Source organism: Telluria sp. AZSoR62, from assembly GCF_058111565.1.
In genome coordinates this window covers 223,774-250,772 of record NZ_JBYTST010000007.1, presented here as the reverse complement: position 1 = coordinate 250,772, position 26,999 = coordinate 223,774, and the positions used below count along the sequence as shown (strand labels likewise).

The 26,999-nt window shown below is 66.7% G+C and carries 24 protein-coding genes; 12 read left to right on the top strand and 12 right to left on the bottom strand.

The window, feature by feature from the left end:
- Position 1 precedes the first annotated feature (1 nt).
- The 3 genes from cyoE (at position 2) to AC3XQU_RS13320 (ending at position 2,651) form a co-directional block, all read left to right on the top strand.
- Entirely contained in the window at positions 2 to 895 is an 894-nt protein-coding gene (cyoE, locus tag AC3XQU_RS13330) for a heme o synthase (protein ID WP_489874640.1), read from the top strand.
- Between the two features lie 44 nt (positions 896 to 939).
- Positions 940 to 1,527 carry an SCO family protein gene (locus AC3XQU_RS13325; RefSeq protein ID WP_489874639.1) on the top strand — a complete coding sequence of 196 codons (588 nt, stop codon included), beginning with the start codon at positions 940 to 942 and terminating at the stop codon, positions 1,525 to 1,527.
- 65 nt (positions 1,528 to 1,592) lie between these two features.
- Positions 1,593 to 2,651: an AI-2E family transporter gene (locus AC3XQU_RS13320; protein WP_489874638.1), complete on the top strand. Its 1,059-nt coding sequence runs from the start codon at positions 1,593 to 1,595 to the stop codon at positions 2,649 to 2,651.
- A 34-nt stretch (positions 2,652 to 2,685) separates the two neighbouring features.
- Here the strand turns inward: AC3XQU_RS13320 and AC3XQU_RS13315 are convergent, their stop codons facing one another.
- Positions 2,686 to 4,182 (bottom strand): CYTH and CHAD domain-containing protein, encoded by a 1,497-nt coding sequence (locus tag AC3XQU_RS13315; RefSeq protein ID WP_489874637.1) that lies wholly within the window; start codon positions 4,180 to 4,182, stop codon positions 2,686 to 2,688.
- A gap of 164 nt (positions 4,183 to 4,346) precedes the next feature.
- Between AC3XQU_RS13315 and AC3XQU_RS13310 the strand changes: the two genes are divergently transcribed.
- Entirely contained in the window at positions 4,347 to 5,801 is a 1,455-nt protein-coding gene (locus tag AC3XQU_RS13310) for a Ppx/GppA phosphatase family protein (RefSeq protein ID WP_489874636.1), read from the top strand.
- Positions 5,802 to 5,826: 25 nt separating this feature from the next.
- On the opposite strand, the gene AC3XQU_RS13305 is transcribed toward AC3XQU_RS13310, so the two are convergent.
- Positions 5,827 to 6,288, bottom strand: coding sequence for a SixA phosphatase family protein (locus tag AC3XQU_RS13305; protein WP_489874635.1), 462 nt, complete (start codon positions 6,286 to 6,288; stop codon positions 5,827 to 5,829).
- On the bottom strand, positions 6,239 to 8,419 hold the full coding sequence (gene ppk1, locus AC3XQU_RS13300) for a polyphosphate kinase 1 (protein ID WP_489874634.1): 2,181 nt from the start codon (positions 8,417 to 8,419) through the stop codon (positions 6,239 to 6,241). The genes AC3XQU_RS13305 and ppk1 overlap by 50 nt, the downstream gene beginning before the upstream one ends.
- Before the next feature lie 249 nt (positions 8,420 to 8,668).
- Between ppk1 and AC3XQU_RS13295 the strand changes: the two genes are divergently transcribed.
- Entirely contained in the window at positions 8,669 to 9,811 is a 1,143-nt protein-coding gene (locus tag AC3XQU_RS13295; RefSeq protein WP_489874633.1) for a DUF3616 domain-containing protein, read from the top strand.
- A gap of 47 nt (positions 9,812 to 9,858) precedes the next feature.
- Here AC3XQU_RS13295 and AC3XQU_RS13290 read toward each other — a convergent pair whose 3' ends face one another.
- The 5 genes from AC3XQU_RS13290 to nhaR form a co-directional block, all read right to left on the bottom strand.
- Entirely contained in the window at positions 9,859 to 10,743 is an 885-nt protein-coding gene (locus AC3XQU_RS13290; protein WP_489874632.1) for an RMD1 family protein, read from the bottom strand.
- A gap of 18 nt (positions 10,744 to 10,761) precedes the next feature.
- Positions 10,762 to 12,354, bottom strand: a complete 1,593-nt coding sequence (locus tag AC3XQU_RS13285; RefSeq protein WP_489874631.1) for a hybrid sensor histidine kinase/response regulator — start codon at positions 12,352 to 12,354, stop codon at positions 10,762 to 10,764.
- 3 nt (positions 12,355 to 12,357) lie between these two features.
- Positions 12,358 to 13,167 carry an alpha/beta fold hydrolase gene (locus tag AC3XQU_RS13280; protein WP_489874630.1) on the bottom strand — a complete coding sequence of 270 codons (810 nt, stop codon included), beginning with the start codon at positions 13,165 to 13,167 and terminating at the stop codon, positions 12,358 to 12,360.
- A 94-nt stretch (positions 13,168 to 13,261) separates the two neighbouring features.
- Complete coding sequence (locus AC3XQU_RS13275; RefSeq protein WP_489874629.1) at positions 13,262 to 14,602, bottom strand: hemolysin family protein; 1,341 nt, start codon at positions 14,600 to 14,602, stop codon at positions 13,262 to 13,264.
- Between the two features lie 50 nt (positions 14,603 to 14,652).
- A complete protein-coding gene (gene nhaR, locus AC3XQU_RS13270) occupies positions 14,653 to 15,561 on the bottom strand; it encodes a transcriptional activator NhaR (RefSeq protein ID WP_489874628.1) in 909 nt (302 codons plus the stop codon).
- A gap of 133 nt (positions 15,562 to 15,694) precedes the next feature.
- On the opposite strand from nhaR, the gene AC3XQU_RS13265 reads away from it, so the two are divergent.
- From AC3XQU_RS13265 to AC3XQU_RS13250, 4 genes are all read left to right on the top strand, one after another.
- Positions 15,695 to 16,750: a DUF475 domain-containing protein gene (locus tag AC3XQU_RS13265; RefSeq protein ID WP_489874627.1), complete on the top strand. Its 1,056-nt coding sequence runs from the start codon at positions 15,695 to 15,697 to the stop codon at positions 16,748 to 16,750.
- 120 nt (positions 16,751 to 16,870) lie between these two features.
- On the top strand, positions 16,871 to 17,446 hold the full coding sequence (locus tag AC3XQU_RS13260; RefSeq protein ID WP_489874626.1) for a TerD family protein: 576 nt from the start codon (positions 16,871 to 16,873) through the stop codon (positions 17,444 to 17,446).
- A gap of 52 nt (positions 17,447 to 17,498) precedes the next feature.
- Positions 17,499 to 18,194, top strand: coding sequence for a TIGR00266 family protein (locus AC3XQU_RS13255; protein WP_489874625.1), 696 nt, complete (start codon positions 17,499 to 17,501; stop codon positions 18,192 to 18,194).
- 16 nt (positions 18,195 to 18,210) lie between these two features.
- Entirely contained in the window at positions 18,211 to 18,795 is a 585-nt protein-coding gene (locus AC3XQU_RS13250) for a TerD family protein (RefSeq protein WP_489874624.1), read from the top strand.
- 204 nt (positions 18,796 to 18,999) lie between these two features.
- Here AC3XQU_RS13250 and AC3XQU_RS13245 read toward each other — a convergent pair whose 3' ends face one another.
- On the bottom strand, positions 19,000 to 20,892 hold the full coding sequence (locus AC3XQU_RS13245; RefSeq protein WP_489874623.1) for a sensor histidine kinase: 1,893 nt from the start codon (positions 20,890 to 20,892) through the stop codon (positions 19,000 to 19,002).
- A gap of 218 nt (positions 20,893 to 21,110) precedes the next feature.
- Between AC3XQU_RS13245 and AC3XQU_RS13240 the strand changes: the two genes are divergently transcribed.
- The 3 genes from AC3XQU_RS13240 to AC3XQU_RS13230 are packed head-to-tail and all read left to right on the top strand — an operon-like array spanning position 21,111 to position 23,664.
- Entirely contained in the window at positions 21,111 to 21,509 is a 399-nt protein-coding gene (locus tag AC3XQU_RS13240) for a GntR family transcriptional regulator (protein WP_489874622.1), read from the top strand.
- A complete protein-coding gene (locus AC3XQU_RS13235; RefSeq protein ID WP_489874621.1) occupies positions 21,506 to 22,255 on the top strand; it encodes an ABC transporter ATP-binding protein in 750 nt (249 codons plus the stop codon). The genes AC3XQU_RS13240 and AC3XQU_RS13235 overlap by 4 nt, the downstream gene beginning before the upstream one ends.
- Positions 22,252 to 23,664, top strand: coding sequence for a hypothetical protein (locus AC3XQU_RS13230; protein WP_489874620.1), 1,413 nt, complete (start codon positions 22,252 to 22,254; stop codon positions 23,662 to 23,664). Before AC3XQU_RS13235 ends, AC3XQU_RS13230 begins: the two co-directional genes overlap by 4 nt.
- A gap of 9 nt (positions 23,665 to 23,673) precedes the next feature.
- Here AC3XQU_RS13230 and AC3XQU_RS13225 read toward each other — a convergent pair whose 3' ends face one another.
- The 3 genes from AC3XQU_RS13225 to ggt all read right to left on the bottom strand — a co-directional run bounded on the left by AC3XQU_RS13225 (position 23,674) and on the right by ggt (position 26,979).
- On the bottom strand, positions 23,674 to 24,564 hold the full coding sequence (locus tag AC3XQU_RS13225; protein WP_489874619.1) for a bile acid:sodium symporter family protein: 891 nt from the start codon (positions 24,562 to 24,564) through the stop codon (positions 23,674 to 23,676).
- A 43-nt stretch (positions 24,565 to 24,607) separates the two neighbouring features.
- Positions 24,608 to 25,147 (bottom strand): YybH family protein, encoded by a 540-nt coding sequence (locus AC3XQU_RS13220; protein ID WP_489874618.1) that lies wholly within the window; start codon positions 25,145 to 25,147, stop codon positions 24,608 to 24,610.
- An 86-nt stretch (positions 25,148 to 25,233) separates the two neighbouring features.
- Positions 25,234 to 26,979: a gamma-glutamyltransferase gene (gene ggt, locus AC3XQU_RS13215; RefSeq protein ID WP_489874617.1), complete on the bottom strand. Its 1,746-nt coding sequence runs from the start codon at positions 26,977 to 26,979 to the stop codon at positions 25,234 to 25,236.
- Between the last annotated feature and the right edge of the window lie 20 nt (positions 26,980 to 26,999).

Sequence of the window (26,999 nt, the reverse complement as noted above, 5' to 3'; positions counted from 1 at the left end):
GATGACGACCCAGACCGCCCTCCACAAACCTCCGAGCCGCGTTGCCCAATACTGGGCCCTGACCAAACCACGGGTCACGCAACTGGCCGTGTTCTGCGCCGTGATCGGGATGTTCCTCGCCACCGACGGCTTCCCCGGCTGGCAGGTGCTCGTCGCCGGCACCGCCGGCATCTGGCTGCTGGCCGGCGCCGCCTTTGCCGTGAACTGCCTGGTCGAAGCCAAGATCGACGCCAAGATGGCGCGCACGGCCCGCCGCGCCACCGCGATGGGCGAGCTCACCACGACCCAGACCATCCTGTTTTCAAGCATCATCGGCGGCCTGGGCATGTATGTGCTGTACGTGTTCGTCAATCCGCTCACCATGTGGCTGACCTTCGTGACCTTTGTCGGTTACGCCTTCATCTACACCATGCTGCTCAAGCCGGCCACGCCGCAGAACATCGTCATCGGCGGCCTGTCCGGCGCCATGCCGCCGGCCCTGGGCTGGGCCGCGGTGGCCGACGCCGTGCCGATGCAGGCCTGGCTGCTGGTGCTGATCATCTTTGTCTGGACCCCGCCGCATTTCTGGGTGCTGGCCATGTACCGCCGCGACGACTACGCACGCAGCGGCCTGCCGATGCTGCCGATCACCCACGGCATGCAATACACCGGCCTGCAGGTCTGGCTCTACACCATCGCCCTGGCTGCCACCACCTTGCTGCCTTTCGCCGTCGGCATGAGCGGCCTGATCTACCTGACCGCCGCCGTCGTGCTCAACGTCCTGTTCCTGCGCCATTCGTGGCGCGTGCACAAGCACTACAGCGACATGGCCGCGCGCAATGCCTTTACCTGGTCGATCGTCTACCTGTCGCTGCTGTTCGCAGCGCTGCTGATCGACCATTACTTCAAGTTCTGACTGCGCGGCGTGTCGCTGCGCAGCTTTCCGATCACGGGCACTACATGAAAAAACTCCTGAGCGTGCTGGCGATGACCCTGGCGGTACTGGCCGCCGGCTGCGACAAGCTGGCCAACAAGACCCCCAGCTTCAATAACACCGACGTCACCGGCCTCGATTACGCCAAGGGCTTTTCGCTGACGGACCATACCGGCAAGGCGCGCACCCTGCAGGACTTCAAGGGCAAGCTGGTGGTGCTGTTCTTCGGCTACACCCAGTGCCCTGACGTCTGCCCCACCACGATGGCCGAGATGGCCGCCGTGCTGAAGGAACTCGGCCCGTCCGCCAAGGACGTGCAGGTGCTGTTCGTGACGCTCGACCCGGAACGCGACACCCGCGAACTGCTGGCTACCTACGTGCCGGCCTTCCACCCGAGCTTTATCGGCCTGTACGGCGACCAGGCAGCCACCGCGCGCACGGCCAAGGAATTCAAGGTGTTTTATTCCAAGGTGCCCGGCGCCGAACCCGGCAGCTATACGGTGGACCACACCGCCGGCAGCTATGTGTTCGACCGCGACGGCAAGCTGCGCCTGTTCGTGCGCCATAACGCCGGCCCCGGCCCGATCGCGGCGGACCTGCGCCAGCTGCTTTAAGCCGCATCTCATCCATGCAGTAACCGAGCTGTTATGATGGTGTAACACCAACTAACAGGGACGGCATGGAACAACGCGCAGGCAGGAACTACCCTCGCATCGCCATTGTCGTCCTGCTGACGCTGGGCTGCCTCTACGTCCTCAGGCCTTTCCTGGCCGCGATCGTGTTCGCGGCCTGCGTCGTGATTTCTTCCTGGCCGCTCTACCTGCGCCTGCTCGGCGCCATGCGCGGGCGCCGCTCGCTGGCGGCCCTGACCATGACGCTCACGCTCACCCTCCTGATCATCATCCCGCTGGCGATGGTCGCCTACAACCTGGCCGACGACGTGGCCAAGGGCTTCACCGAAGTGCGCCACGCCATCGAGCAGCGCGAGCTGCTGCCACCGCCCTGGGTACGCGAGCTTCCGCTGGTGGGCGACACCATCGATACCTACCTGCGCCAGCTGGTGGCCAGCCGCGACCAGATGATCGCGCTGGCCCAGCGCATGCTGGAACCGGCGCGGCGCTACCTGCTGGCCGGCGGCCTGATGCTCGGCACCGGCGTGGTCCAGCTCAGCCTGGCCGCGTTCGTGAGCTTCTTCTTCTACCGCGACGGCGCGACGCTGCGCGAGGTCGTCACCGTGGCGATGCGCCGCATGATGGGGGAGGGCGCCGAGTCGGTGTCGACGACGGTCAGCCAGACCGTGCGCGGCGTCATGTACGGCATGCTCGGCACCGCGCTGGCCCAGGCGGTGGTGGCGGCCATCGGTTTCACCATCGCAGGCGTGCCGGCAGTGCCGCTGCTGTCGGTCATGATCTTCGTGTCCTCCCTGATCCCGGTCGGGCCGCCCGTCATCTGGGGCGGCGCGGCAATCTGGCTGTTCCTGCACGGCGAAACCGGATGGGGCATCTTCATGGTGATCTGGGGTGCCTTCCTGATCAGCGGCGTCGACAACATCGTGCGCCCGATGCTGATCAGCCGCGGCAGCAGCCTGCCTTTCCTGCTCACCCTGCTGGGCGTGCTGGGCGGCGTGATCGCCTTCGGCTTCGTCGGCATGTTCATCGGCCCGACCCTGCTGGCAGTGGGCTACAGCCTGATGAGCGAGTGGACCGGTACGCCGGACCGGGTGATCCGCAAGAACTGACGCGGCCCCGGCGGGCCGCCCGGCGCCCCCGCCTTCAGCGCGGCAGGCGCAGCTTGGCCACCGCCTTGAGCGATGCAGCCAGCTCGCTGCTGTCGGCTTCGGACGCCGCGACCAGGAAGCCGCGTGCATACGCCGCCTGGCGTCCCAGTTCGCCATTGCCTTTTTGAAGTTCCGGCAGCAGCTGGCCAGCCACGGCGAAATCGTTCAGCATGCCCAGGTGGTCCTGCAGCTCGGACAGCCGCGCCACATAGCGCTTGACCTCCTTGGCCGGCAGCAGGTCGCGGAAGAATTCCGCCCCGTAGCGTGCCTTCTTGGCCGCGATGCGGATCCGATGACGCTGGTGCGCTTCCTGGCCGTCGAAGTCTGCAATGCGGCGGCTCAGGCGCTTCTCGGCCTTGCGCAGCAAGGGGATGCAGGCCTTTGCCGCCGGTTTGGCCAGCGGCGATTTCGCGGGCAGCTTGGCGTCGGTGCGCCATTGCCGTCCGTGCAGCCATCCGTTCACCCCCAGCAAGACCTCGGTGAAGCGTGCCGATTGCAGGGTGTGCAGCATTGCCTGGTGCAGCTTGTCGGCCCTGGCCCGCGCTGCCAGGCGCAATGCGCCGGGGTCGATGCCGTGCACCCGCGCCAGGGTGGAGTCGGCCAGTACGTCCCAGTCGCGCGTGGCGCCGAGCGCGCCGGCCAGCCAGTCGAGTCCTTCGGCAATGTGGGCCGGCGCCCGAGCCAGCTCGTCGAACATGTCGACCAGGGCCCGCAGGCGCCGCAAGCCGACCCGCATCTGGTGCAGGCTTTCGACGTCTTTCTGCAGCACGCCCGGCACATTCGCCTCCATCTGGGCCAGGCAGTTCAGTCCGATCTGCTGGAAGCCGTCTTCGAGCGTGGCATGCCGTCCGAGCCTGACTGCCTGCGCCTTGACGGGTTGCGCCGCTTTCTCGCTCAGCATGGCAAAGCCGCGCGCGGCCTTGCTGTCGTTCGACATGCGCAAGGGAATATCGGCATGCAGGGCCAGCGCCAGTTCGAACAGGTGGGTCGACGAGCCGCGCTTGATCTCCAGTTCGAGTTCGGCGATCTCGGCATGGTTGCCGCCCGATTCGATCCGTCCGGAGTCGAGCACGCATTCCACCTGGTCGCCGTCGGGCCAGGTCAGGAGCCAGCTGGTGCGGCGGGTGACGTTGCGGAAGATCGGGACCAACTGCTCCACCTGGACGCCCGAGAGCAGCGTGGACAGCGCAGCAGGCTTGATCTGGCGCGCCAGCAGCGCCGGTTGTGGCGTAGCATCGGGCAGCGCGCATTCCCACTCGCCCCGCTGGTGCAGTCCGGGCGAGGTCGCGGCCGCGGTTTTCACGGTCTGGGTCCAGGCGCCGGCCGATTCGCGCACGCGCAGGGTCAGGCCGCGCTTCCACAGGTCGTGCCCGGCGGTGTCGTAATAGGTGTCGACCAGCTGGTGTTCGTGCGCGCCGTCGGGGGCTTGCGCGGCCAGTATCGGATGCTGGCGCATCTGGTCGAGCTGGGCGGGTGGAACTTGCAACTTCAATTCGGTTTCCATATCGGTCCTTTCCCGGAACTTCTGCATGAGCCCGGTTTCGTGCATTCAGTTGGAGTCAGATTGTCATGTGGTTTCATGCTACCCCATCCGGGTATCCGGCGGCGCGTCGGCGGCTGTACACTCTGCCTGTCAATCTTTTGAAAGCCACCCCTATGTTTGCAGCAGTCGACCTCGGGTCGAACAGTTTCCGCCTGCACATCGGCGAACCGGTCGATGGCGAGATGCGCATCGTGCGCACTGCGCGCGACCCGGTGCGCCTGGCCGCCGGCCTGGACGCCAACAACAACCTGACCGCCGCCGCCATCGACGCGGCCCTGCGCAGCCTGGCCGGATTCGCCGACATCCTGGGCCAGTACCGGCTCGACGGCGTGCGCGTGGTGGCCACCAATACCCTGCGCGTGGCCCGCAATGCCCCCCAGGTGCTGCCGCTGGCCGAGAAGGCGATCGGCTACCCGATCGAAGTCATCTCCGGCGAAGAAGAGGGCCGCCTGGTCTACATGGGCGTGGCGCGCGCCCTGGCCGACCCTCAGGAACAGCGCCTGGTCATCGACATCGGCGGCGGTTCGACCGAAGTCATCGCCGGCAGCGGCGACGAGATCGCGCTGGTCGAGTCCTTCAGCATCGGGACCCAGCCGCAGGCATCGAATTTCTTCCCGGACGGGCGCATCGACGATGCCCGGTTCGACGCCGCCACCACGATGGCGCGCGCCATGTTCGAAGACGTCGCGCCGGCCTACCGCGCGCAGGGCTGGAGCGCGGCCTACGGCTCGTCCGGCACCATGCGGGCCATGGCCGAGGCCATCGCCCGCAACGGACTGGGCGACGGCGCGATGTCGCTGCAAGGCGTGCGCGCGCTGCGCCAGGCCCTGGTCGGCTTTGGCCATGTCGACCTGGTCGACATGGCGGGCCTCAAGCGCGACCGGGTGGTGGCGGTGCTGGGAGGCGTGAGCATCCTGGCCGGAGCCATGGAAGAATTCGGCATCGAGCGGGTCGGCACCGTCAACGCCGGACTGCGCCTGGGCGCCTTGTCCGACCTGGAAATGCGCGCCCGGCAGCACGACCGGCGCGAGCTGGCGATCGTGGCCTGCATGGAGCGCTTCGGCGTCGACGCGTCGCGCGCCCGCCGTACCGCAACCATGGCGCTGCACCTGTATGGCCAGCTCGGCGCCGGCGACGCCAGCTGCCTGCACTACCTGGGCTGGTCCTGCATGCTGCACGAGATCGGCCTGGCGGTGTCGCACTCGGGCGCGCACAAGCACGGCGCCTACCTCGTCGAGCACGTCGACCTGCCGGGCTTTACCACCCGCGAGCAGCGCCTGATGGCCACCCTGGTGCTGGGCCAGAAGGGCAACCTGCGCAAGATCCGAGAGGCCTTGTCCGAGCCGGCGCTGGCGCGCATGGTGCTGGCGCTGCGCCTGGCCGTGGCCTGCATGCACGCGCGCGTCGACGATGACCTGGACGGCTTCCGGCTGCGCATGAAGCACCGTATCGAGGTCGACCTGGCGCCGGGCTGGCTGTACGCGCACCCGACCATGCGTTTCTGGCTGGACCGCGAAAGCAAGGCCTGGGAAGAAGCCGGGGTGGCCTTCCAGTTCAGGGAAGCCTGAGTCGGAGCCGGGCGCAGCCCGGCTCTCAGCGCAGCTTGCCGATCAGCTCCGGACCGACCGCCAGCCGGATGAAGGGCCGCCTGTCTTCGGCGTCCGAGCCGGCGATCCAGAGCACGCCGGCCTTGCGTATCTTCCAGGGCTGTTTTTCGCCTGCCAGGATCAGGGCCGCCAATTCGCCCAGCTGCGGCTGGTGGCCGATCAGCAGGGCGGGAAAGCGGTGGTCCGGCCAGCCGCAGGTCGCCAGCATGCGTTCCGGGGTGGAATCGGTGTCCAGCGACTCATGGACCGTGTAGCGGCGTCCCAGCCCGTCCGCGGTCTGCAGGCAGCGCTTGGCCGGGCTCACCAGCACGCGGCATTGCTCGGGCAATTGCTGGGCCAGCCAGGCGCCGACCCGGGCCGCGTGGCGGCTGCCCTTCGAGGTCAGGGCCCGCTTGGCGTCAGGTTCCCCGGCTTCGGCTTCGGCGTGGCGCCACAGGATCAGGTCCATGTTCGTTCTCCTTTAAGGTGTCTTCCGCGGCGCCGGCGCCGAGCATCTCCATCAGCGTCTTCTGGGCGTCGTAGGGTTTTTGCCCGGAGCGCGGCTTGCGGCGCCGGTAGTGGCCGTTGCTGTCGAGTTCCCAGGCGCTGACGTTGTCGTTCAGGTAGGGCTGCAGGCCTTCGCGCAGCAGGCGCTTCTTCAGCGCCGGCGAGGACACGGGGAAGGTGACCTCGATCCGGCGCAGCAGGTTGCGGTTCATCCAGTCGGCGCTGCTGAGGTAGATGTCGTGCTTGAGGTTGTTGCGGAAGTAGAAAATCCGCGTGTGCTCCAGGAAGCGGCCGACGATCGAGCGCACCTTGATGTTGGCCGACATACCCGGCACGCCGGGACGCAGCGAGCAGGCTCCGCGCACGATCAGGTCGATCTTGACGCCGTCGCAGGAGGCGTCGTAGAGCGCGCGGATCACGGTCTCGTCGGTCAGCGAATTCATCTTGGCGATGATCCGCCCCGGCTTGCCGCCGCGTGCGATCGCGCCCTCCTGCAAGATTGCGCGCACCAGTTCCTTCTGCAGCGAGAACGGCGCCAGCCACATGCAGCCGAGCTGCTTGGGCTTGGTCATGCTGGTCAGGTGGATGAACACTTCGTTGACGTCGGCGGTCAGCGACGCGTCCGAGGTGAGCAGCCCGAAGTCGGAATAATGGCGCGCGGTGGCGGGGTTGTAGTTGCCTGTGCCCAGGTGGGCGTAGCGGCGCAGGCCGGCCGCTTCGCGCCGCAGCACCAGCGCCATCTTCGCGTGCGTCTTCAGGCCGACCACGCCATACACCACCTGGGCCCCGGCCGCCTCGAGCTTCTCGGCCCAATTGATGTTCGCTTCCTCGTCGAAGCGCGCCATCAGTTCGACGATGACGGTCACTTCCTTGCCGCGCTGGGCGGCGCTGATCAGCGCCTCGACCAGTTCTGAATTCATGCCAGCCCGGTAGATGGTCTGCTTGACCGCCACCACGCTCGGGTCACTCGAGGCGGCGTGGATGAAATCGATCACCGGCTGGAACGACTGGAAGGGGTGGTGCAGCAGCACGTCCTGGCGGGCCAGCGTGCCGAAAATGTCGTTCGGATTGAGCTTGGCCGGAAAGCCCGGCGAGTAAGGGGGGAATTTCAGCTCGGGCTGGGTGCTGCCGTTGACGATCTCGAGCAGCCGGCCCATGTTGACCGGGCCGTCCACCGCGAACACACGGCTGTCGTCGATGCCGAACTGCTGGCTGAGGAAGCTCGACAGGTGGGCCGGGCAATCGAGGCCGACCTCAAGCCGCACGGCAAAGCCGTACTGCCGGCTGTGCAGTTCGCTTTGCAGGGCCTGGCGCAGATTCTTGACTTCTTCCTCGTCGACCCACAGGTCGCTGTTGCGGGTAACGCGGAACTGCGAGGAAGCGACCACCTCGCGCCCGGTGAACAGGTCGGGCAGGTGGGCCTGGATGACCGAGGACAGCAGGCAATACGAGGCGCCCTTCTGGTCCGACAATTCATCCGGCAGGCGGATCACGCGCGGCAGCACACGTGGCACCTTCATGATGGCGATCGCGGTGCCACGCCCGAACGCGTCCTTGCCGGAGAGCTCGACGATGAAATTCAGGCTCTTGTTGATTACGCGCGGGAAGGGGTGGGCCGGATCGAGTCCGACCGGCGTGAGCAGGGGCCGGACCTCCTTGTCGAAATACTGCTTGACCCAGGCTCGCTGGGCCGGATTGCGGTCAGGTCGGCGCAGCATGTGGATGCCGTTCTCCGACAGGCGCGGCAGGATCTCGCGGTTGAGCAGCGCGTACTGGCGCGCGATCAGGCGGCTGCATTCCTCGGCGGCGCGCTCCAGTGTCGCGGCCAGGGGCTCGGGCATGCGCTCCAGGCCGCGTTCGATCGCGTGCTGGGCCAGCAGGCTGGCAACCCGCACCTCGAAGAATTCGTCCAGGTTGCTGCTGACGATGCACAGGAAGCGCAGCCGTTCGAGCAGCGGGACCCGCTCGTCCTCGGCCTGGGCCAGCACGCGGCGGTTAAATTCCAGCAAAGACAGTTCACGGTTCAGGAACTGGGCGCCGCGTTCGAGCGCAGGGGCGGCTTCCGTTTCTTCGTGTTTGACCTTCTTGTCCATTTTTCGCCGCGATTTCATATGAGAATACCAGTGTCGTTGCCAAAGATGACAGGCGTGTTACATCGTGCCCGCGCCGGTAGCTTCCATGTCCGCATGACCGTTCCGAAAACAGCATAGCGCATGCCGATCCGCCCGTGCGTCACCGATGACCTGACGGGCCGCGCCGGCCCATCGGTGGCGGACTGCGCCGGCGCGGCATGGTATCGTTGAGCGTCGATCCCGCTACCGCCCACGCCCGTAAAGGAAGCCATGCATCCCTCGAATATCGTCCTGCTCGAATTCCATCCCGAACGCGATGACCTCTGTCCCGGCAAGGAGTTGCGCGACGGCCTGTCGGTGGTGCTGCGCATGGGGAATACCCTGTGGGTCGCCAACGATGAATCGATCAGCATCGAACGCCTGAGCCTGTGCGACGAGGACAGCACCGGCCGCAGCAGCTTCACCCAGGGTCACCGGCAATATGCGCTGCACGACTACTTCTCCCTGCCGCTGCCGCCGCATGGCGAGACGCCGGACGACATCAACGAAGCCGATATCGAGGGCCTGGCCAGCGACGGCAAATACCTGTGGGTGACCGGCTCGCACAGCCTGCGCCGCAAGCAGCCGAAAGAGGGCGACGGCGTGAAGAAGGCGCACAAGCGCCTGGCCGCGGTCAGCGTCGACGGCAACCGCTACCTGCTCGGGCGCATCCCCATCGTCGAGGAAGACGGCGTCCCTTCGCTGGCCCGCAGCAGCGCCCACAAGGACAAGCGCCGCAGCGCCGCGTTGCTGCGCTGCGACGCCCACGGCAACGAGCTGACCGCGCTATTGAAGAACGACGAGCACCTGGGGCCTTTCCTGGCCATTCCCGGCAAGGACAACGGCTTCGACATCGAGGGCCTGGCCATCGCCGGCAAGCACCTGCTGCTCGGCCTGCGCGGACCGGTGCTGCGCGGATGGGCCGTGATCATCGAGGTGGCGCCGGTCGACGATGCGGAAGAAGGCTGGCTGCGCCTGGCGCCGGTGGACGGCGAAGGACAGCTCTACCGCAAGCATTTCCTCGACCTGAAGGGCCTGGGCATCCGCGACATGTGCATCCGCGGCAAGGACCTGCTGGTGCTGGCCGGGCCGACCATGGACCTGGACGGGCCGGTGTCGGTGCTGTGCTGGCGCGGCGGCGCCGCGCCCGGCAAGGAATGCGTGGTGCCGGCCGCCGAACTGGAACGGGTGCTGGACCTGCCTTTCGGCCAGGGCGTCGATCATCCGGAAGGCATGGCCCTGTTCACCTCCGACGGCGGCGCCACCGAAGCGCTGCTGGTGGTGCACGATTCGGCCTCGCCCAGCCGCCAGATCGGCGAAAGCACCCTGGTGGCCGATGTCTTTGCGCTGCCGCCGCGCGGCAAGCGCAGGTAGGCCTGCGGCCGGGCGTGCGCAAGGGGGGGGCGGCGCCCTGCGCGATGCTAGCGTCCGAAGTGCCCGTACAGCCCAAGGCAAAGCTCCACAAAAATCAGCAGCAGGATCGCCTGCTCGAGCCGGTGCGAGCTGTGGTAGCGCATGGTTTCCACCAGCGTCTCGGAGGTATGCGACAGGGTGGTGAGCTTGCGGTCCAGCGCCGCGGCGCGGTCGTGCAGTTCGTAGTCGCCCTCGAGCATGGCGTACAGGCCCGACAGGCTGGGGTTATCCCACAGCAGGTCGGGGCGGTCGAGCACGCCGGCGCGGCCGTTCAGGCGGTTTTCCGCCAGCAGCATGTTCCCGACCGTCTTGAGCAGCTCGGAAGGCTTCGCGGAAAAGCGCCCGTCCTCGGCCAGGTCGCGCGCGAGCGGCTCGCTGAGGTCGAAGTCGCGCGCGGCGCGGCGTTCCTGGAAGGACAGCATGGCCGCCTTGGCCATGACTTCGGCGATCAGCTGCAGGCGCAGCCGGTCGGCATTCTTGATCTTGATGTCCGGTCCGGACGGTCCTTCTTCTTCGTCGGGGCTCACGCACACGCGCGCGGATTCTTCGGCCTTGAGGTCGGCCGCGCCCGAGGCATGCGGCGCGATGCTGGCCAGCAGCTGGGTTTTTTCCTCGTCGGTGGCGTTGAAGAAGACGATGGCGCCATAGCGGAAGATCGCGGCGAGGCCTCCCGCGGCCAGCCGGATCGTGAACGGCGACTTGCCGACGATTTCGAAACCGGAAATGGCGCGCACGTCGATGCGCTCGGCCGCCATGATGGCGCTGGCCGCGAACTGGAGCTGCGAGATGACCGGCCGGTGGTAGGGCAGCTTCTCCGTGTTCAGGTGCAGTCCGGGGCGGGTGCGGGGACGCGGGTTCCAGGCAATCCGCTTTCGGTCGAGGTGGCTATCCATGCTGGTTCCGCTTGCTTGTCAGGACGCGAGGCTGCCCGGCAGCACGCTGCGCAGGCGCTCGAAGTCGATCGGCTTGGTGAGATGGTGGTCGAAGCCGGCGTCGAAGGCGCGCTGGCGGTCTTTTTCCTGGCCCCAGCCGGTGGCGGCGATCAGGGTCATGCCCCGGCAGCCATCGAGGGCGCGCAGGCGGCGCGCCAGCTCGTAGCCGTTCAGGTCGGGCAGGCCGATGTCGAGCAGGGCGACGTGGGGCGCGTACTCGGCCGCGATGTCCAGCGCAGCGCCGGCGGTGTAGACCGCGCGCGCCTCCCAGCCGAACAGCTGCAGCGCCATCAGCATCATCTCGGCAGCGTCGGCGTTGTCGTCCACCACCAGGATGCGCATGGCCTTCGGCGCCTCCGCCAGGGGCGGCATGGATGGCGACTGCGCCGCCGCCGGGGCCGCGTCCGGCAGTCCCGCGATCAGGGGCAGGCGCACCGTGAAGCAGCTGCCCTTGCCTTCGCCCTCGCTGTCGGCCGCGATGCTGCCGCCATGCAGCTCGACGATGCCGCGCACCAGCGCCAGGCCGATGCCCAGGCCGCCCTTGGCGCGATCGAGCGCCGGCTCCAGTTGCGAGAACATGTCGAACACGGTGGCCAGCGCCTGGGGAGGCAGGCCGATGCCGTCGTCGATCACGGCCAGCACCGCCATGCCGTTCTCGACGTGCAGGCGCAGCGCGATGGCGCCGCCGTCCGGGGTGTACTTGGCGGCGTTGGTGAGCAGGTTGACGATGACCTGGTTGACCCGGGTCGGATCGCCGTCGACCATGACCGGCAGGGCAGGCAGGTCGAGCGCGAGCCGGTGGCGCGCGCCGTCCATCAGGCCGGACGTGTCGGCGACCGCGGCGCGGGCCAGGACCGCCAGGTCGATCGGCTGGCGCCGCAATTCCATCTTGTCCTGGGTAATGCGCGACACTTCCATCAGGTCGTCCACCAGGTGGGTGAGGTGGTGCAGCTGGCGTTCGAACACGCCCAGCAGACGCTCGTCGTCGGCACCGGGGGCAAAGCGCAGCTTCATGACTTCGAGCGCGCTGCGCATCGGCGCCAGCGGGTTGCGCAGTTCATGCGAGAGCGTGGCGAGGAACTCGTCCTTGCGGCGGTCGGCCGCGGACAAGGTGGCGTTCATGGCCTGCAGCTGGCTTTCAGCCCCGCGCCGCGCTTCCAGCGCTTCCTCGGCCGCCTTGCGCGCGCTGCGCAGTTCGCGTTCGTACGACTGGCGCTCGGTCGCCATGAACACGGCCCACTCGTCATGCACCTGGCCGGCATGGAGACGGCGGACAATATTGACCAGCATCGGCAGGCGGCTGCCGTCGCGGTGGCGCAGGTCGATCTGCAGTTCCGCTACCGAACCGCGCACCTGCAGCACCGGCTGGCAGTGGGTGTGGTGGAACAGGCGTGCGCCGACCGTCAGCAGCTCCTGGATGCGCCGGATGCCGACCAGCTCGGCCGGGGCAAAACCCAGCCAGCCGCAGGCAGTGGCGTTCACGTGCAGCAGCAGACCGTGCTTGTCGGTCACCATCAGGCCGCAAGGGGCGTTCTCATAGAGGACCTCGGCGGAGGGGAGTACGCCGTCCATCGCTCAGTCCGGGAGCGTGGCCAGGAACGCGTCCATGGCGCGCGCGCTGGCGACGGGCGCGCTCAGGTGCGGGCAATGCCCAATGTTGTCGATGAGGTGCAGCTGGCTGCGCGGCAGGTGGCGGTGCAGGTAGTCGCCTGCGCCGAGCGGCGCGATCAGGTCGTCGCTGCACTGCAAGATCAAGGCCGGGGTCGGTGACTGCGCCACGTCATCGCGGTGGTCGGACAGGAAGGTCACGCGTGCGAAGTGCTTGGCGGTGTCGGGATCGTTGCGGCAGAAGCTCTCGGTGAGTTCCTCGCGTAACTCCGGTTGCGCCGGCGCACCCATGATGGCCGGGGCCAGGCTGCCCGACCAGCCGATGAAATTGGCTTCCATCGTCTCGAGCAGCTCGTCGATGTCGGCGCGGTCGAAGCCGCCCAGGTAGCCGGTATCGTGATCGTTGACGTAGCAGGCCGAGGGCGCCACCATCACCTGGGCCAGGAAGCGCTCGGGCGCCTTGATCGTGGCCAGCATGCCGATCATGCTGCTCACCGAGTGGCCGACGGTAATCACCGGGCCGGTCGCGAACTCCTCGAGGATCTCCAGCAGGTCGTCGGCATAACCCTGCAGGGAGGCGTAGCGCGTGCGGTCATATGCTTCCAGGCTGGAGCCGCCGCTGCCCACCAGGTCGTAGGTGATGATGCGGAACCGGTCCTCGAAGGCGGGCGTGATGAGACGCCACATTGCCTGGTCGCAGCCGAAGCCGTGCGAGAACACCATGGTGGCTTCGCCCGTACCCGAGACCCGCACGTTGTTCCTGACCTGGATCGACATCCCTGCTCCTCTGGTGAAACCGAAAAATGTTTCCGGCTCTTCGTTTAAATCTTGACAATTATGCGCTGCAGATGTTGCATGCGCAACAACTTCTTCAATCGTGGTCGTCGTCCTCGAGCCCGCGTTCGCGCCGCGGCAGCACCTTCACCAGCAGGATGCGCGGCCCGTTCATCTTCTTGACCACCACGTCGAACTGCGGGAACTCGATGCGCTGGCCCTGCTTCGGGATGTCGCCCAGCTTTTCCATCAGCAGGCCGCCGACCGATTCGACGTCGTCCAGGCCCATCTCTTCATTGTCGATGTCGATGCCGAGCAGGCGCTCGAGCGAGAAGATCGGCAGGCTGGCCTTGCCGATCCACGTGCCGTCGGACTGCGCCATCCAGTCGTTCTCGTTCATGCGGAATTCGTCGCGGATCTCGCCGACCATCGCCCCCAGCAGGTTGTCGAGCGTGATGAAGCCGACCGGACGCTTGCCCTTTTCGCCGATCAGGGCGAAGTGCGGCGCGCCGCTGCGGAAGCGCCGGAAGATGTCCTGGGCCGGGGTGCGCGCGGAAATCGTCTCCACCGGGCGCAGGTGCTGCTTCAGGTCGGTGACGGGGCGGCCGGCCTGCTGGGCGAAGAACAGGTCCTTCAGGTGGATCACGCCCAGCACTTCCTCGCCTTCCTCGTCGAAATACGGGTAGCGCGAGAAGCGGTTGCGGCGTACCGTCTCCATGTTTTCCTCGTGGGTGCGGCTGGCGTAGAGCGCGCTCACCTCGTTGATCGGGCGCATCAGGTCCGACACCGCCAGCTGGCTGAAGTCGAGCGACTGGGCCAGGATGTTGCGCTCGTCGGTGGTGAACTTCTCGCCCGGCGTGCTGGTGCGCAGGATGAGCTTGAGCTCGTCGGTGGAATAGTGGGTGTCGTGGCTGCCGGCGCCGGCCAGGCCGGCGATGCGCAGCACCAGGTTGGCGCTGGCATTGAGCAGCGCGATGGCCGGGTACATCGACCAGTAGAAAGCGTAGAGCGGGATCGCGGTCCACAGCGCCACCACTTCGGGCAGGCGGATCGCCAGCGTCTTGGGGGCGAGCTCGCCGACCACGATGTGCAGGAAAGAAATCACCGAGAAGGCGACCACGAAGGACACGCCATGGATCAGCTCGGGCGAGGTCACGCCCAGCATGGCGAACAGGGGTTCGAGCAGGCTGGCGAAGGCCGGCTCGCCGACCCAGCCCAGGCCGAGCGAAGCCAGGGTGATGCCGAGCTGGCAGGCGGAGAGGTAGGCGTCGAGCTGGTTGTGGACCTTGCCCAGGATGCGGCCGCGCAGGCCGGAAGTCTTGGCAATCGCGCGCACGCGCGTCTTGCGCAACGTGACGATGGAAAATTCCGCCGCCACGTAGAAGCCGTTCAGCGCCACCAGGAACAGGGCGAGAACGACGAATAAAAGGTTTTCCATTGAAGAGAGTTAAGTTAAAAAAGTGGCAAAGCCGGGGTCCATTGTACAGCTCACGTCCCGGCGAGCACGCCCTGGTGTACTGCCGAGAGGATGGCCTCGACGGCCGGATGCTGGATCTTGCGCTCGTTCGAGACGGCGTAGAAGTGCTCGCGCACCTGGGGCACGCGGCCCAGCTGGAGGGCGCCGAACTGCTCCTCGACGTCGTGCGCCAGGGCGGCCGGGGCGAAGAACAGGCCCAGGCCGCGCCGCCCGAAGGTGGTGAGCAGGGCGTTGTCCTCGAATTCGCCGACCACGTCCGGGCGCACGCCCTGCAGCTCGAACCATTCGTCGATCTTGCCGCGCAGGGCATTATTGCGTGTCGGCAGCAGGAACGGCGCGCCGTTCAGCGAGCGCGGGAAGTCCTGCCCATAGGCCGTGGCCAGGGCCGGGGCGCCGACCACGATGGTTTCGCTGTCCGACAGCAAGTGGCTGAACACGCGCAGGGTGGTGCCCGAGCGCACCGCGCGGTCGGTCAGGACCACGTCGAGCTTGTGCAGGGCCAGGTCGGCCAGCAAGCCGTCGAATTCGCCCTCGTAGCAGACCAGGCGTACCGGGCGCGGCAGCTGCGTGGCGATCTCGAGCAGGCGATACGCGGTAAGCTTGGGTAGCGAATCGGAAATACCGACCGTCAGGCGGATGCGCGTGCTGTCCGACTCGGCCATGGCTTCCTGCATCTGCTCGCCGAGCAGGAAGATTTGGTCGGCGTAGGATAGCGCGAGCCGCCCGGCCTCGGTAAGATTCAGGCGCCGGCCTTGTTGTGTGAACAAGGCCTTGCCCATGGATTGCTCGAGCTGCGACAACTGGGTGCTGACGGTCTGGATGGCCAGGCCCAGGCGTTCGGCAGCGCGGGTGATGCTGCCTTCCTTCGCAACCACCCAAAAGTAGTACAGGTGGCGGAAGTTTTGGGGCGTATGGTTCATGTATTCTGTTTTTGCGAAGTAACTCTTCGATTATCTTCGCTTTTTCAATATCCTGCATGAGCTTACACTCTGCTAATTCAACAACAAGGGGAAATCTGCATATGAAGCATTTCGATCAAAGAGGAAATCCAGCATGAAGCACTTTACTTGGTCATTTGTCGTCACCGCCGTCTGTATGGCGCTGGCGGGGTGGTGGGGATACGACCATGGCGGCGTTTCCGGCATGCTGACCGCACTTGGCATCACCGCCATCCTGTCGGTCATGGAAGTTTCGCTGTCCTTCGACAACGCGGTGGTGAATGCATCGGTCCTCAAGGGCTGGGACGAATTCTGGCTCAAGCTGTTCCTGGGCCTGGGCATGATCATCGCCGTGTTCGGCATGCGCCTGGTGTTCCCGCTGGTGATCGTCGCCGTCGCGGCCGACCTGGGCATGACGGAAGTGTGGAACCTGGCGCTGACCAACCCGAAAGCGTTTTCCTCGCACCTGACCAACCACCATGCGGAAGTGGCGGCCTTCGGCGGCATGTTCCTGCTGCTGGTCTTCCTGAACTTCCTGCTCGACGATGAAAAGGAAACCCACTGGCTCGGCAACATCGAGCGCAAGCTCGGCTCGCTCGGCAAGGTCTCGTCGATCGCCGTGCTGATCGCCCTCGGCTCGCTGATGTTCGCCATGGGCTGGGTGGAAGAAGCGCAGAAGATGGTCGTGCTGATGGCCGGCCTGTGGGGCATCCTGGTGTATATCGGCGTCGACATGCTCAGCAGCCTGCTCGAGAAGAGCGAGTCGGACGCGAACAGCAATGTCGGCGACATGGTCAAGAAGGGCGGTATCGGCGGCTTCCTGTACCTCGAAGTGCTGGACGCATCGTTCTCCTTCGACGGCGTGATCGGCGCGTTCGCCATCACCCAGGACGTCGTGATCATCATGCTGGGCCTGGCAATCGGCGCGATGTTCGTGCGTTCGATGACGGTCTACCTGGTACGCCAGGGCACGCTGGACGAGTATGTATACCTGGAGCACGGCGCGCACTATGCGATCGGCATCCTGGCCGTGATCATGCTGGTGAGTATGAAGTACCACGTGCCCGAGCTGTTCACGGGCCTGATCGGCGTGGCCTTCATCGCCGCTTCGCTGTGGAGCTCGCTGCAGCACAAGAAGCTGAACGGGTCGGCCGCAGAAAAAGTGGCATAAGCACGAAGGCGGTCCATACGGATCGCCCCGCAAGAACCGCACGGCGAGTGGCAGAACACCAGCTCGCTGTGCGTCTACCCGGTGTTCACAAGCAGTTCTATTTTTAGGAGATTCAACATCATGGCAATCAGTCTGCAAAAAGGCGGCAACGTCAACCTGTCGAAAGAAGCTCCTGGCCTGACCCAGCTGAAGGTCGGCCTCGGCTGGGATACCCGCGCCACCGACGGCGCAGCCTTCGACCTCGACGGCGCGGTGTTCCTGCTCAATTCGTCGGGAAAAGTGCGTTCGGATAGCGACTTCATCTTCTACAACAACCTGAAGTCCGCGGACGGCTCGGTGGTCCACTCGGGCGACAACACCACCGGCCAGGGCGAAGGCGACGACGAATCCGTGACCATCGACCTGACCAAGGTACCGGCCGACGTCGACAAGGTCGTGCTGGGCGTGACCATCCACGACGCCGAAACCCGCCGCCAGAACTTCGGCATGGTCGGCAAGGCCTTCATCCGCTGCGTCAACGCCGGCAACAACAGCGAGATCGCCCGCTACGACCTGTCGGAAGACAGCTCGACGGAAGCCGCGATGATCTTCGGCGAGGTGTACCGCAACGGCGCCGAATGGAAGTTCCGCGCTGTCGGCCAGGGCTTCGCCGGCGGCCTGGGCCCACTGGCCAAGAACTACGGCGTGAACGTCTAATTCAACAGGCGCGGCCTGCCTGCAGGCGGGCCGCTTTGAAAGGAAGCCAGCAATGCCAGTATTTACCGTGACCGGGGATGTCGATCCCTTCCTGCATGTCTCGATGCGACGCGGCGAAACCATCTATTGCGAATCCGATGCGATGGTGATGATGGAATCGACGCTCGACCTGAAGGGCAAGATGAAGGGCGGCCTGGGCAGCGCGCTGATGCGCACCTTCGCCAACGGCGAGTCCTTCTTCCAGCAGCACATCGAAGCCACCCGCGGCGACGGCGACTGCCTGCTCTCGCCGACCCTGCCGGGCGCGATGCAGGCCGTCGACTGCGGCCCGAACCAGTACATCATCAGCGACGGCGCTTTCGTCGCGGCTACCAGCGGCGTGGACCTGAAGGTGCGCACCCAGAACATCGGCAACGCCCTGTTCGCGCAGAGCGGCGGCTTCTTCGTCACCGAGACGACCGGCAGCGGCCAGGTGGTGGTGTCGGGCTTCGGGTCGATGTCGGTGCTGGACGTCGAGCCGGGCAAGGATGCGATCATCGACAACGCCCACGTGGTGTGCTGGGACAGCACGCTGCGCTACGAGATCTCGATCACGACCGGCACCAGCGGCGGCTTCCTGGGCAACCTGATCAACAGCCAGACCAGCGGCGAGGGCATGGTGTTGCGCTTCTCGGGCAAAGGGAAGGTTTACGTATGTTCACGCAACCGGAATGCATTCAAAGCCTGGATGCAGCAGCCGGCGCGCTAATAGGAGGAATACAGTTATGTCAGTTAATCTGCAAAAAGGCCAGAAGATCTCGCTCGACAAGGAAGCCGGCGGCGCGCTCTCGCGCGTCACCATGGGCCTGGGCTGGGACGTGGCCAAGTCCAAGGGCTTCTTCGGCTTCGGCGGCGGCTCTGGCGCCGCGGTCGACCTCGACGCCTCGGTGGTGATGTTCGACGAATCGAACCGCCCGGTCGACACGGTCTGGTTCCGCCAGCTCAAGAGCAAGGACGGCAGCATCACCCACACCGGCGACAACCGCACCGGCGCCGGCGACGGCGACGACGAACAGATCTCGGTCGAACTGTCCCGCGTGCCCGCCAACGTCAAGTCGCTGGTGTTCACCGTGAACAGCTTCACCGGCCAGAACTTCTCGACCGTGGAAAACGCCTACTGCCGCCTGATCAACGCCGGCAACAACCAGGAAGTCGCGCGCTTCAACCTGTCGGTCCAGGGTTCGCACACCGCGCAGATCATGGCCAAGCTGTACCGCCATGGCGGCGAGTGGAAGATGCATGCGATCGGCGAGAACGGCTCGGGCCGCACCTTCGACGACCTGATGCCGCTGATTACGCCGCACCTGTAATCTGCTGTACCGATGTGAGAAGAGCCGGGCGTTGCCCGGCTTTTTTTTTGCCGCAGTCGTTTGGCCAGCATCCGTTGGCCCGTAGGGTGGGCGGGTCTCCCGCCCACGCGTTCAAATGACGCCTGAATGACCTGCGCAGCACCTTACCTTCAACTATCACCGCGTGGGCAAGGAACTTGCCCACCCTACGGTGCGCGGCAGACCTCAGGCCAGCGGCAGCCAGACAGTGAACGTACTTCCCTTGCCCAACCCCTCGCTGCGCGCCTGCACCTCGCCTCCATGCAGCGCCACCATATTGCGCACCAGCGCCAGCCCGATCCCGAGCCCGCCCTGCGAGCGGTCCGGCGTGCGCTCGGCCTGGGTGAACAGGTCGAACACGTGCGGCAGCAGGCCGCCCTCGATGCCGATGCCGTTGTCGGTCACGCTGATGTCCACGCCGCCGTCGCGGCGCGCCACGTGCAGCACGATCATGCCGCCGCGCGGCGTGTACTTGGCGGCGTTGTTGAGCAGGTTGGTGATGACCTGCACCAGCCGCGTCGCGTCGCCGTCGACATGGGCGCCGGCGGCATAGATCTCGACCGACAGCACATGGGCGCGCGCCGCGATCAGGGGACGCGACTGCTCGGTGGCGCTCGACACCAGCGCGTCGACCGCGACCCGGGTCTTGTCCAGCTTGATCAGGCCGCGCGTCACGCGCGAGACGTCGAGCAGGTCGTCCACCAGCGAGGTCATATGGCGCACCTGGCGGCTGATCACCTCGCTCGAGCTGCGGATGTGCTCCGGGCTGACCGCCATCTTCAGCAGCTCGGCGGCGGTGGCGATCGGCGCCAGCGGGTTGCGCAGCTCGTGCGCCAGCATGGCCAGGAACTCGTCCTTGCGGCGGTCCTGCTCGCGCAGCGAGGCGTACAGCTGCGCATTGTCGAAGCCGGCCGCCGCGATCGCGGCCAGTTGCACCAGGATGGCTTCGTCCTGCTCGTCGAACGCGCCGGCGGCCTTGTCCGCGACCTCGATGCGGCCGATCTGCCGGCCCTTGCGGTCGATCAGCGGCACGCTCAGGCCGCCGCCGGCGTCCGCCGGCTGCGGCTGGCCTTCGGCATCGGCGAGCGTCACCGCCGCCCGGCCGACCCCGAGGATGGCGCGCACCTCCTGCTCCAGGGCCGCGGCGATCTCGCCGCTGGAGAGCGCCGTCTGCAGCGTGCGCGCGGCGTCGGCGACCTTGGCCAGCAGGGCGGACTGGCGCTGCTCGCGGTCCAGCCGCTGGGCCAGTCCTTCCTGTTCCATCACGCTGTCGTGGATGTCGCGGTTGGCGCCGATCCATTCGCGCACGGCGCCGTCGGGACCGAGGATGGGCATGCCCTTGACGGCGGTCCAGCGGTAGACGCCGTCGGCCCGGCGGAGGCGGTAGCGGGTCTCGAACAGCGAGCGGTCGGCAACGCACTGCAGCCAGATCCGCTGCGTCGGCGCGCGGTCGTCGGGATGGAGCGCGTCGAGCCAGCCGAAGCCCTTCCACTGCTCGTAGGTCTGTCCGGTGAAGGCGCGCCACGAGGGCGAGTCTTCCAGGACGTAGCCGTCGGCGGTATTGGTCCAGATGATCTGCGACGTCGCCATTGCCAGCGAGCGGAATCGTTCTTCGCTCTCGCGCAGGACGGTTTCGGCATGCACCCGGTCGGTGATGTCCTCGTGCATCAGCAGCACCTCGACGATCCGGCCCTGGGCGTCCTTGATCGGGTGGGCGAGCGAAGTCACCCAGCGCTTGCGCCCCGGCGGCCCCAGGGCCGAGGTGTCGTACAGCATGGCCGGCACCTGGACCGATTCGCCCGCCATGGCGCGTTCCAGGTAGGGCGTGATGCCCGCCGCCAGCAGTTGCGGATCGCGCAGCACGTTGTACTCGGTGCTCAGCACGTGGCGGTACAGGGGGCTGCCTTCGAAGATATGCCATAGCGCTTCCCAGCCCTTGTTCACGCGCACCGTGTAGCCGGCAGGCGTCAGGAGCTGGAAGCTGGTAGGCGCCTGCTCGAACAGTTCCCTGAACCTGACTTCAGGGTTGGAGAGGAGTTCCGCGCTGGAACCGGTAACCGTGTCTGCGCTGGGCGGCATGTCTTGTTCTTTTTCTGGAGGGGAGGGCGGCCGAATTATGGCGTTCGGAATGATGTCACAAATTCGCTCCCGCCGGACGAGGTTTTGCGTCACCGCGGGCTGCTCCGCACCAGGCTTCCACGCAGGCTGCATAAGTTGTGTCCTTCCTTGCACAAAACGGTTGACGATGCATTAAAGCAAGCGTAGTGTATTACTCAATTAATACACATATACGCCCCATGCCCACCCATTTGCCCCAGCTGTTTTCGATCACGCCCGGCTCGGCCGACCCGATCTACCGCCAGTTGATCGACCAGGTTCGCCGCCTCGTGGCCGGCGGCCAGATGGCGCCCGGCGACGCGCTGCCCTCGGTGCGCGAAGTGGCGCAGGCGCTGGCCGTCAACCCGATGACCGTCTCCAAGGCCTATGGCCTGCTCGAAGTCGAGGGACTGGTCGAGCGCCGCCGCGGCCTGGGGATGATGGTTGCCGAGCGCCCGCGCGCGACGCAAGGCAGCGCCGGGCGCGAAGCCCTGCTGCGCCCGACCCTGGAGCGGGCCGCCCGCGAAGCACGCGAACTCGAACTCGATCCCGACACCGTTCTCGCCCTTTTCACCCACATTTTGAAGGAAGCACCGTGACCGCACCCATCATCCAGATGCGCGGCGTGGCCAAGCATTTTGGCAGCGCCATCGTCCTCCAGGGCCTCGACTGGGACATCCGCCAGGGCCAGGTCATCGGCCTGCTGGGCCGCAACGGCGCCGGCAAATCCACGCTGATGGAATGCCTGCTCGGCCTGCGCGAACCCGATGGCGGCAGCGTGACCCTGTTCGGCGAGGACGTTGCGGCGCTGTCCGACGCCACCCGGGCCCGCATCGGCTACGTGCCGCAGAAGTGCGGCCTCTTCGAGTGGATGACCCCGGTGCAGATGTTCGACTACTTCAAGGCCATGTACCCGCGCTGGAACACGGTCAAGGTCGAGGCGCTGCTCGAACGCTGGGGCTTCGACGCCCTCATGCTCGCCAAGCCGATCGGGCGCATGTCCGGCGGCGAGCAGCAGCGCCTGTCGATCATCCGCGCGCTGGCGCACGACCCGGCACTGCTGGTGCTGGACGAGCCGGTGTCGGCGCTCGATCCGGCCGGCCGGCGCGCTTTTCTCTCCGAGCTGGTGGACGGCGTCATCGAGCGCGGCACCACGGTGGTGTTCTCGACCCACATCCTGACCGACCTGGAGCGGGTGGCGCTGGACGTGGCCTTTCTCAAGGATGGCCGGATCGCCCTGCAAGGCCCGCTCGACGAGCTGCTGGAGGGCGCGCGCCATGCCGTCGATGGGCGCATCGCCGAGCCGGTCAGCCTGGAAGACCTGTTCATCAAGGTGACGCAATGAATGCGCGGCTGCACGATTACCATGTGTTGTGGCGCGCCGCACTGTCGCTGACTGGCGCCTTCGATTCGGCCATCGTGCGCTGGGGCGGCGCCTTCATCGCCCTCGCATTCTGCGTCCCGGTCTGGTACAGCCGGGGCATCGGAGCCGCGCTGGCGCTGGCCTGGTGCATGGCATGGGGCGTGCTGCTGCTGACGTGGGCGTGGCGCTTCGTCCCGGGTGCGCTCAGGCTCGCTGCGCCCGCCGACGCAAAACTGGTTCCCGGCCTGCGCCGGCGCTTGATCGAGCTGGCTTGCCTGGTATGGTTCGCCTCCATGGCCGCCATCGCCTTGATCGCTTATGCGGACAACGGCGCCATCGGCATGTGGCTGCTCTGGATCATGCTCTGCACGGTGGGCAGCGCCCTGAGCGCCGCCGGGCACCAGGCTGGCGGCGCGATGCTCTTCGCGGGATGCGTGGGCGGAGCCTTCCTCGGCCGTCTGAGCGAATCGGTACAGGCGGCCCTGGCCCATCCAGCGGCCGTGGCGCTGGCGCTGCTGGCATGCGCCGGCGTGATCGTCGCCGCGGCGCGCGCCATCTTCCCCGAAGCAGGGGATCGCCACTGGCGCATGATCGGAGGGCGCGTCCGCATCTTCCCGGAAGCGGGCAAGCCCGACCCGCTGCTGGAGGAACTGGCCGGCAAGCAGGCCAGGAGCTGGTACGCCGTCTCGCTGCGCCGCGATTGCGCACGCCGGAATTCCCGCTGGCTGGTGCTGCATGCGCTCGGTCCGTCCCATCACATCGGTGAACTGCTGCTCGGGCTGGGATTGTTCGCCGGCGTGCTGCTGGTGCTGGGTGTCTTCACCACCTGGCGTACCAGCCCCGAGGTGGTCCAGGATGTCGGCTGGCTGATGGCCTGCACCTTGCTGTTTGCCCCGATCGCTGTCGCCGTGCGCTCGAGCGCACTGGTCGCTGCCTTTCCGGGCGAGCAGTCGCTGGTGCGGCTGGCCCCGGCGATGCCGGGATCGGCCGGCCCCTTCAACCGCTACCTCGCGCGCGGCTTGCTGCGGCTGGCGTTCACGGGCTGGTGCTTCGCCGCCGGCGCCAGCCTGCTGCTGGCTGCCCTGGGCAGGGCCGATGCGGCCACCCTGGTCAGCGTGGCCAGCATCTGCTGCCTGGTCTTGCCGGTACTGGCGGCGCCGCTGCGCAACCATGCGGCGGGTCCGGCTTCCGTGCTGGCGCCGCTGCTGCTGTTGGGGGCATCGATCGCTGCCAGCATGGCCATCGGTCTTGCGCTGCGGGCGCTGGCCGGGCTGCCGGCGCTGCCGGTTGCCGCGATCGTTAGCATCGCGATCGCGGCCTGGGCCATCACGCGCGGCTTGCGCGTGATGGCAGGCTCGCCCTGCGCCTTCCCGGCAGGGCGAATGGACTGAAGGCGACGCTCAGGCCGACGTCGGCGCCGCGGCGCCGGCGTGCTGCTTCTTGCCCAGCACGATCAGGCCGAAGGCGGTCGCGAACACATACATGCTGACCGAATAGATCGCCGCCGGCAGCATCAGCTGGAAGTCGCCCAGCACCGACACGGCCACGAAAATCGCCAGGGTCGAATTGTGGATGCCGATCTCGTAGCCGATGGCGATGGCGTTCGGCCGGTCCAGTCCCATCATGCGCGGCACGGTGTAGCCCAGGCCCAGGCTGGCGATGTTGAAGAGGATGACGGCCAGGCCGATCGAGGCGAACGAGACCACCAGCGCATCCCATTCCTTGGCAATGGCCACCACCGCCAGCGCCGCCAGCACCACCATCGAGAAGCGCTTCATCGGCTTGTCCATGCGCGCCGCAAAGCCGGGCGCGCGGCTTTTCACCAGCATGCCGATGGCCACCGGAATGAGCACGATGCCGATCACCTCGATCACCTTCCCGGTCTGCATCGGCACCACCTGGCCGCTGTTGGCGAAGGTGTCGATGGCGAAGTTGGCGATCAGGGGCAGGCTGACGATCGACAGCACCGTGTTGATCGCGGTAAGCGAGATGTTCATCGCCACGTTACCGCCGAACAGGTGGCTGAACAGGTTGGCCGACACGCCGCCCGGGGAAGCGGCCAGCAGCATCAGCCCGACCGCATAGATCGGCGCCACGTCCAGCAACACGATCAGCCCGTAGCAGATGGCGGGCAGCACCGCGGCCTGCAGCACCAGCGCCAGGATCACGGCCTTCGGGTGGCCGAGCAGGCGGCGGAAGTCGCCGAGGGTGAGGGACAGGCCCAGCCCGAACATGATCAGCGCCAGCGCTGCGATCAATAGGGTGGGCAAGAGGGTGATGAAATTGCTCATGGGTTGTCTCCGTTATTGTAGGTATGGGCAGGCGGGTTAAAACTTATTGGGCGCCGCGTTTCGCCACGCGCGGCGCCGGATTGAGTTCCATCGACCACACCACCGCGGCGATCTTCCAGCCGCTGTCGGTGCGGACCAGTTGCCAGCTTTCCTTGCCCCAGTTCTGCTTGTAGCCGCCGGCCATGAAGCTGTAGTCGAACCAGACCTGGGCCACGTCGCCATCGCTGTCGATGCGCAGGTTGGCGAAGGTTTCCTCGAGCTGCTCGGGGTCCTTGACGATGCTCTCGATGAAGCTGCGCGGGGAGCTGTTCCGGTATTTCGCAGGGCGCTTGAGCTTGGGATCGGGGCGGTTGGCGTAGAGGCGCTCGATGCTGGCGTCGGTGGTCACGCCGGTCCAGGTAATGCCCTCGTGCAGGAACAGCGGCAGGAAACTGGCCGTGTCCTTCTTGATGATCGCGGTGCGGAAGGTCTCGACGATCGCATCGATCTGCTGCTTGTCGGCCGCCGGCGTTTGCGCCAGCACCTGCGGTGCGGCCAGCAACAGGCCGAGGGCCAGTGCGCTTGCTGCGAAGAGTGATCTCATGGCGTCTCCAGGGGGAAACCGATGAGTATAGTCCTCGTTTGCGCCTGTAGCGTCACCGAAACTCACCGCGCCGGCAAAGAACCCCTTCAGTGCCCGCGGCGCTGCACCAGCGCCGTGCCCACGCCATGGCGCTTGCCTTCGCTGACGGCCGTCACCGTGCCGTCGGGGTTGAACACCAGCGCATTGGCTGCGCCGATTTCTTCCACCAAGGCGTCCCAGCGATGCCCGAATTTTTCCAGTGCGCGCGCCTGCTCGCTGCCGGCGAAGCCCGGCTCGATCGAGGTCGCCTCGCAGTTGCACTCGGACAGGCGCGGGGCGTTTACCGCCTGGTCCATCGGCATGCCCAGGTCGATGTAGTTGAAGATCGTCTGCAGCACCGTCGTGATGATGGTCGCGCCGCCCGGGCTGCCGATGGTGAAGGCGGGCTTGCCGTCCTTGAGCGCGATGGTCGGCGCCATGCTCGAACGCGGGCGCTTGCCCGCTTCCGGCACGTTCGGGTGCGGGCCGGAAAAATCGAAATCGGTCAGCTCGTTATTGAGCAGGAAGCCGTAGCCCGGCACCACGATGCCGCTGCCGCCCCAGGACTCGATGGTGAAGGTATAGGACACGACATTGCCGTCCTTGTCCGACACCGTCAGGTGGGTGGTGTGGGCATTCTCGCGCTGCATTTTCACCGACTGTGGGCGCAGCGGCACGCTCTGGTCGGCCTGGTAGGCATAGGGATCGCCTGGCGCCACGTTGCGCGCGGCCTGGGCGCCGATCAGGGTGCGGCGCTGGGCCGCATAGTCCTTCGACAGGATGCCGGCGAGCGGCGCGTCGATGTATTCGGGGTCGGCCAGGTAGGCGTTGCGGTCGGCGAAGGCCAGGCGGCTCGCTTCCAGATACAGGTGCTCGGCCCGTGCGCGCGGCATGCTCTTGAAATCGTAGCCTTCGAGGATGTTGAGCGCCGCGGCGACGGTGGCGCCGCCGCTGCTCGGCAGCGGCATGCCGTAGAGTTCGTAGCCGCGGTAGGTCGAGCGCAGCGGTTGGCGGATACGCGCCTCGTAGTTGGCCAGGTCGGCCAGCGTCATGCGCCCGGCGCGCGCCGTCTTGCCCGGCGCCAGCGGCGGCTTGTTCACGGCGTCGACGATGGCGCGCGCCATCGGGCCTTCGTAGAAGGCGCGTACGCCGCCGGCCGCAATCTCGCGGTAGGCCTTGGCCATGCCCGGATTGCGGATCAGGGCGCCCGGCTGCACCGCCTTGCCATCACGCAGGTAGAGCGCGCTGGTGGGCGCATACAGTTGAAATTTTCTTTCATTTTGGGCTGTCAAATGACTGAATATTTCAGTCACCCGATAGCCCTTATCGGCCACCTCGATGGCCGGGGCCAGCACCTGCGCAAAGCGCATCGTGCCGTAGCGCTCGAGCGCCTCGTGCCAGCCGCGCACCGTGCCCGGCACCCCGACCGAGGCGCCGCTGGCGACCGCCGTGTCGAAGTCGACCGGCTTGCCGTTTTCCAGGAAGGCTGCGGGCGTATAGCTGGCGGGCGCCGTTTCGCGGTGGTCGATGGTGATCACGCGTTTGTCCCTGGCCAGGTAGACGAGCATGAAGCCGCCGCCGCCGATGCCGCAGCTGAACGGATCGGTCACGCCCAGCGTCGCGGCCGCGGCCACGGCCGCATCGACGGCATTGCCGCCCCGGTTCAGGATGGCCATGGCCGACTGCGAGGCCTGCTGGCTGATGGTGGCGACCGCGCCGCCCGTGCCGGTGGCGACCGGGGGCCTGGCCAGTGCCGACGGCGCCTGCAGGACGATGGACACGGCAAGGGCGCAAGCGCCCACAGTCGCTTTCATGCGAACGATCCCGAACAACG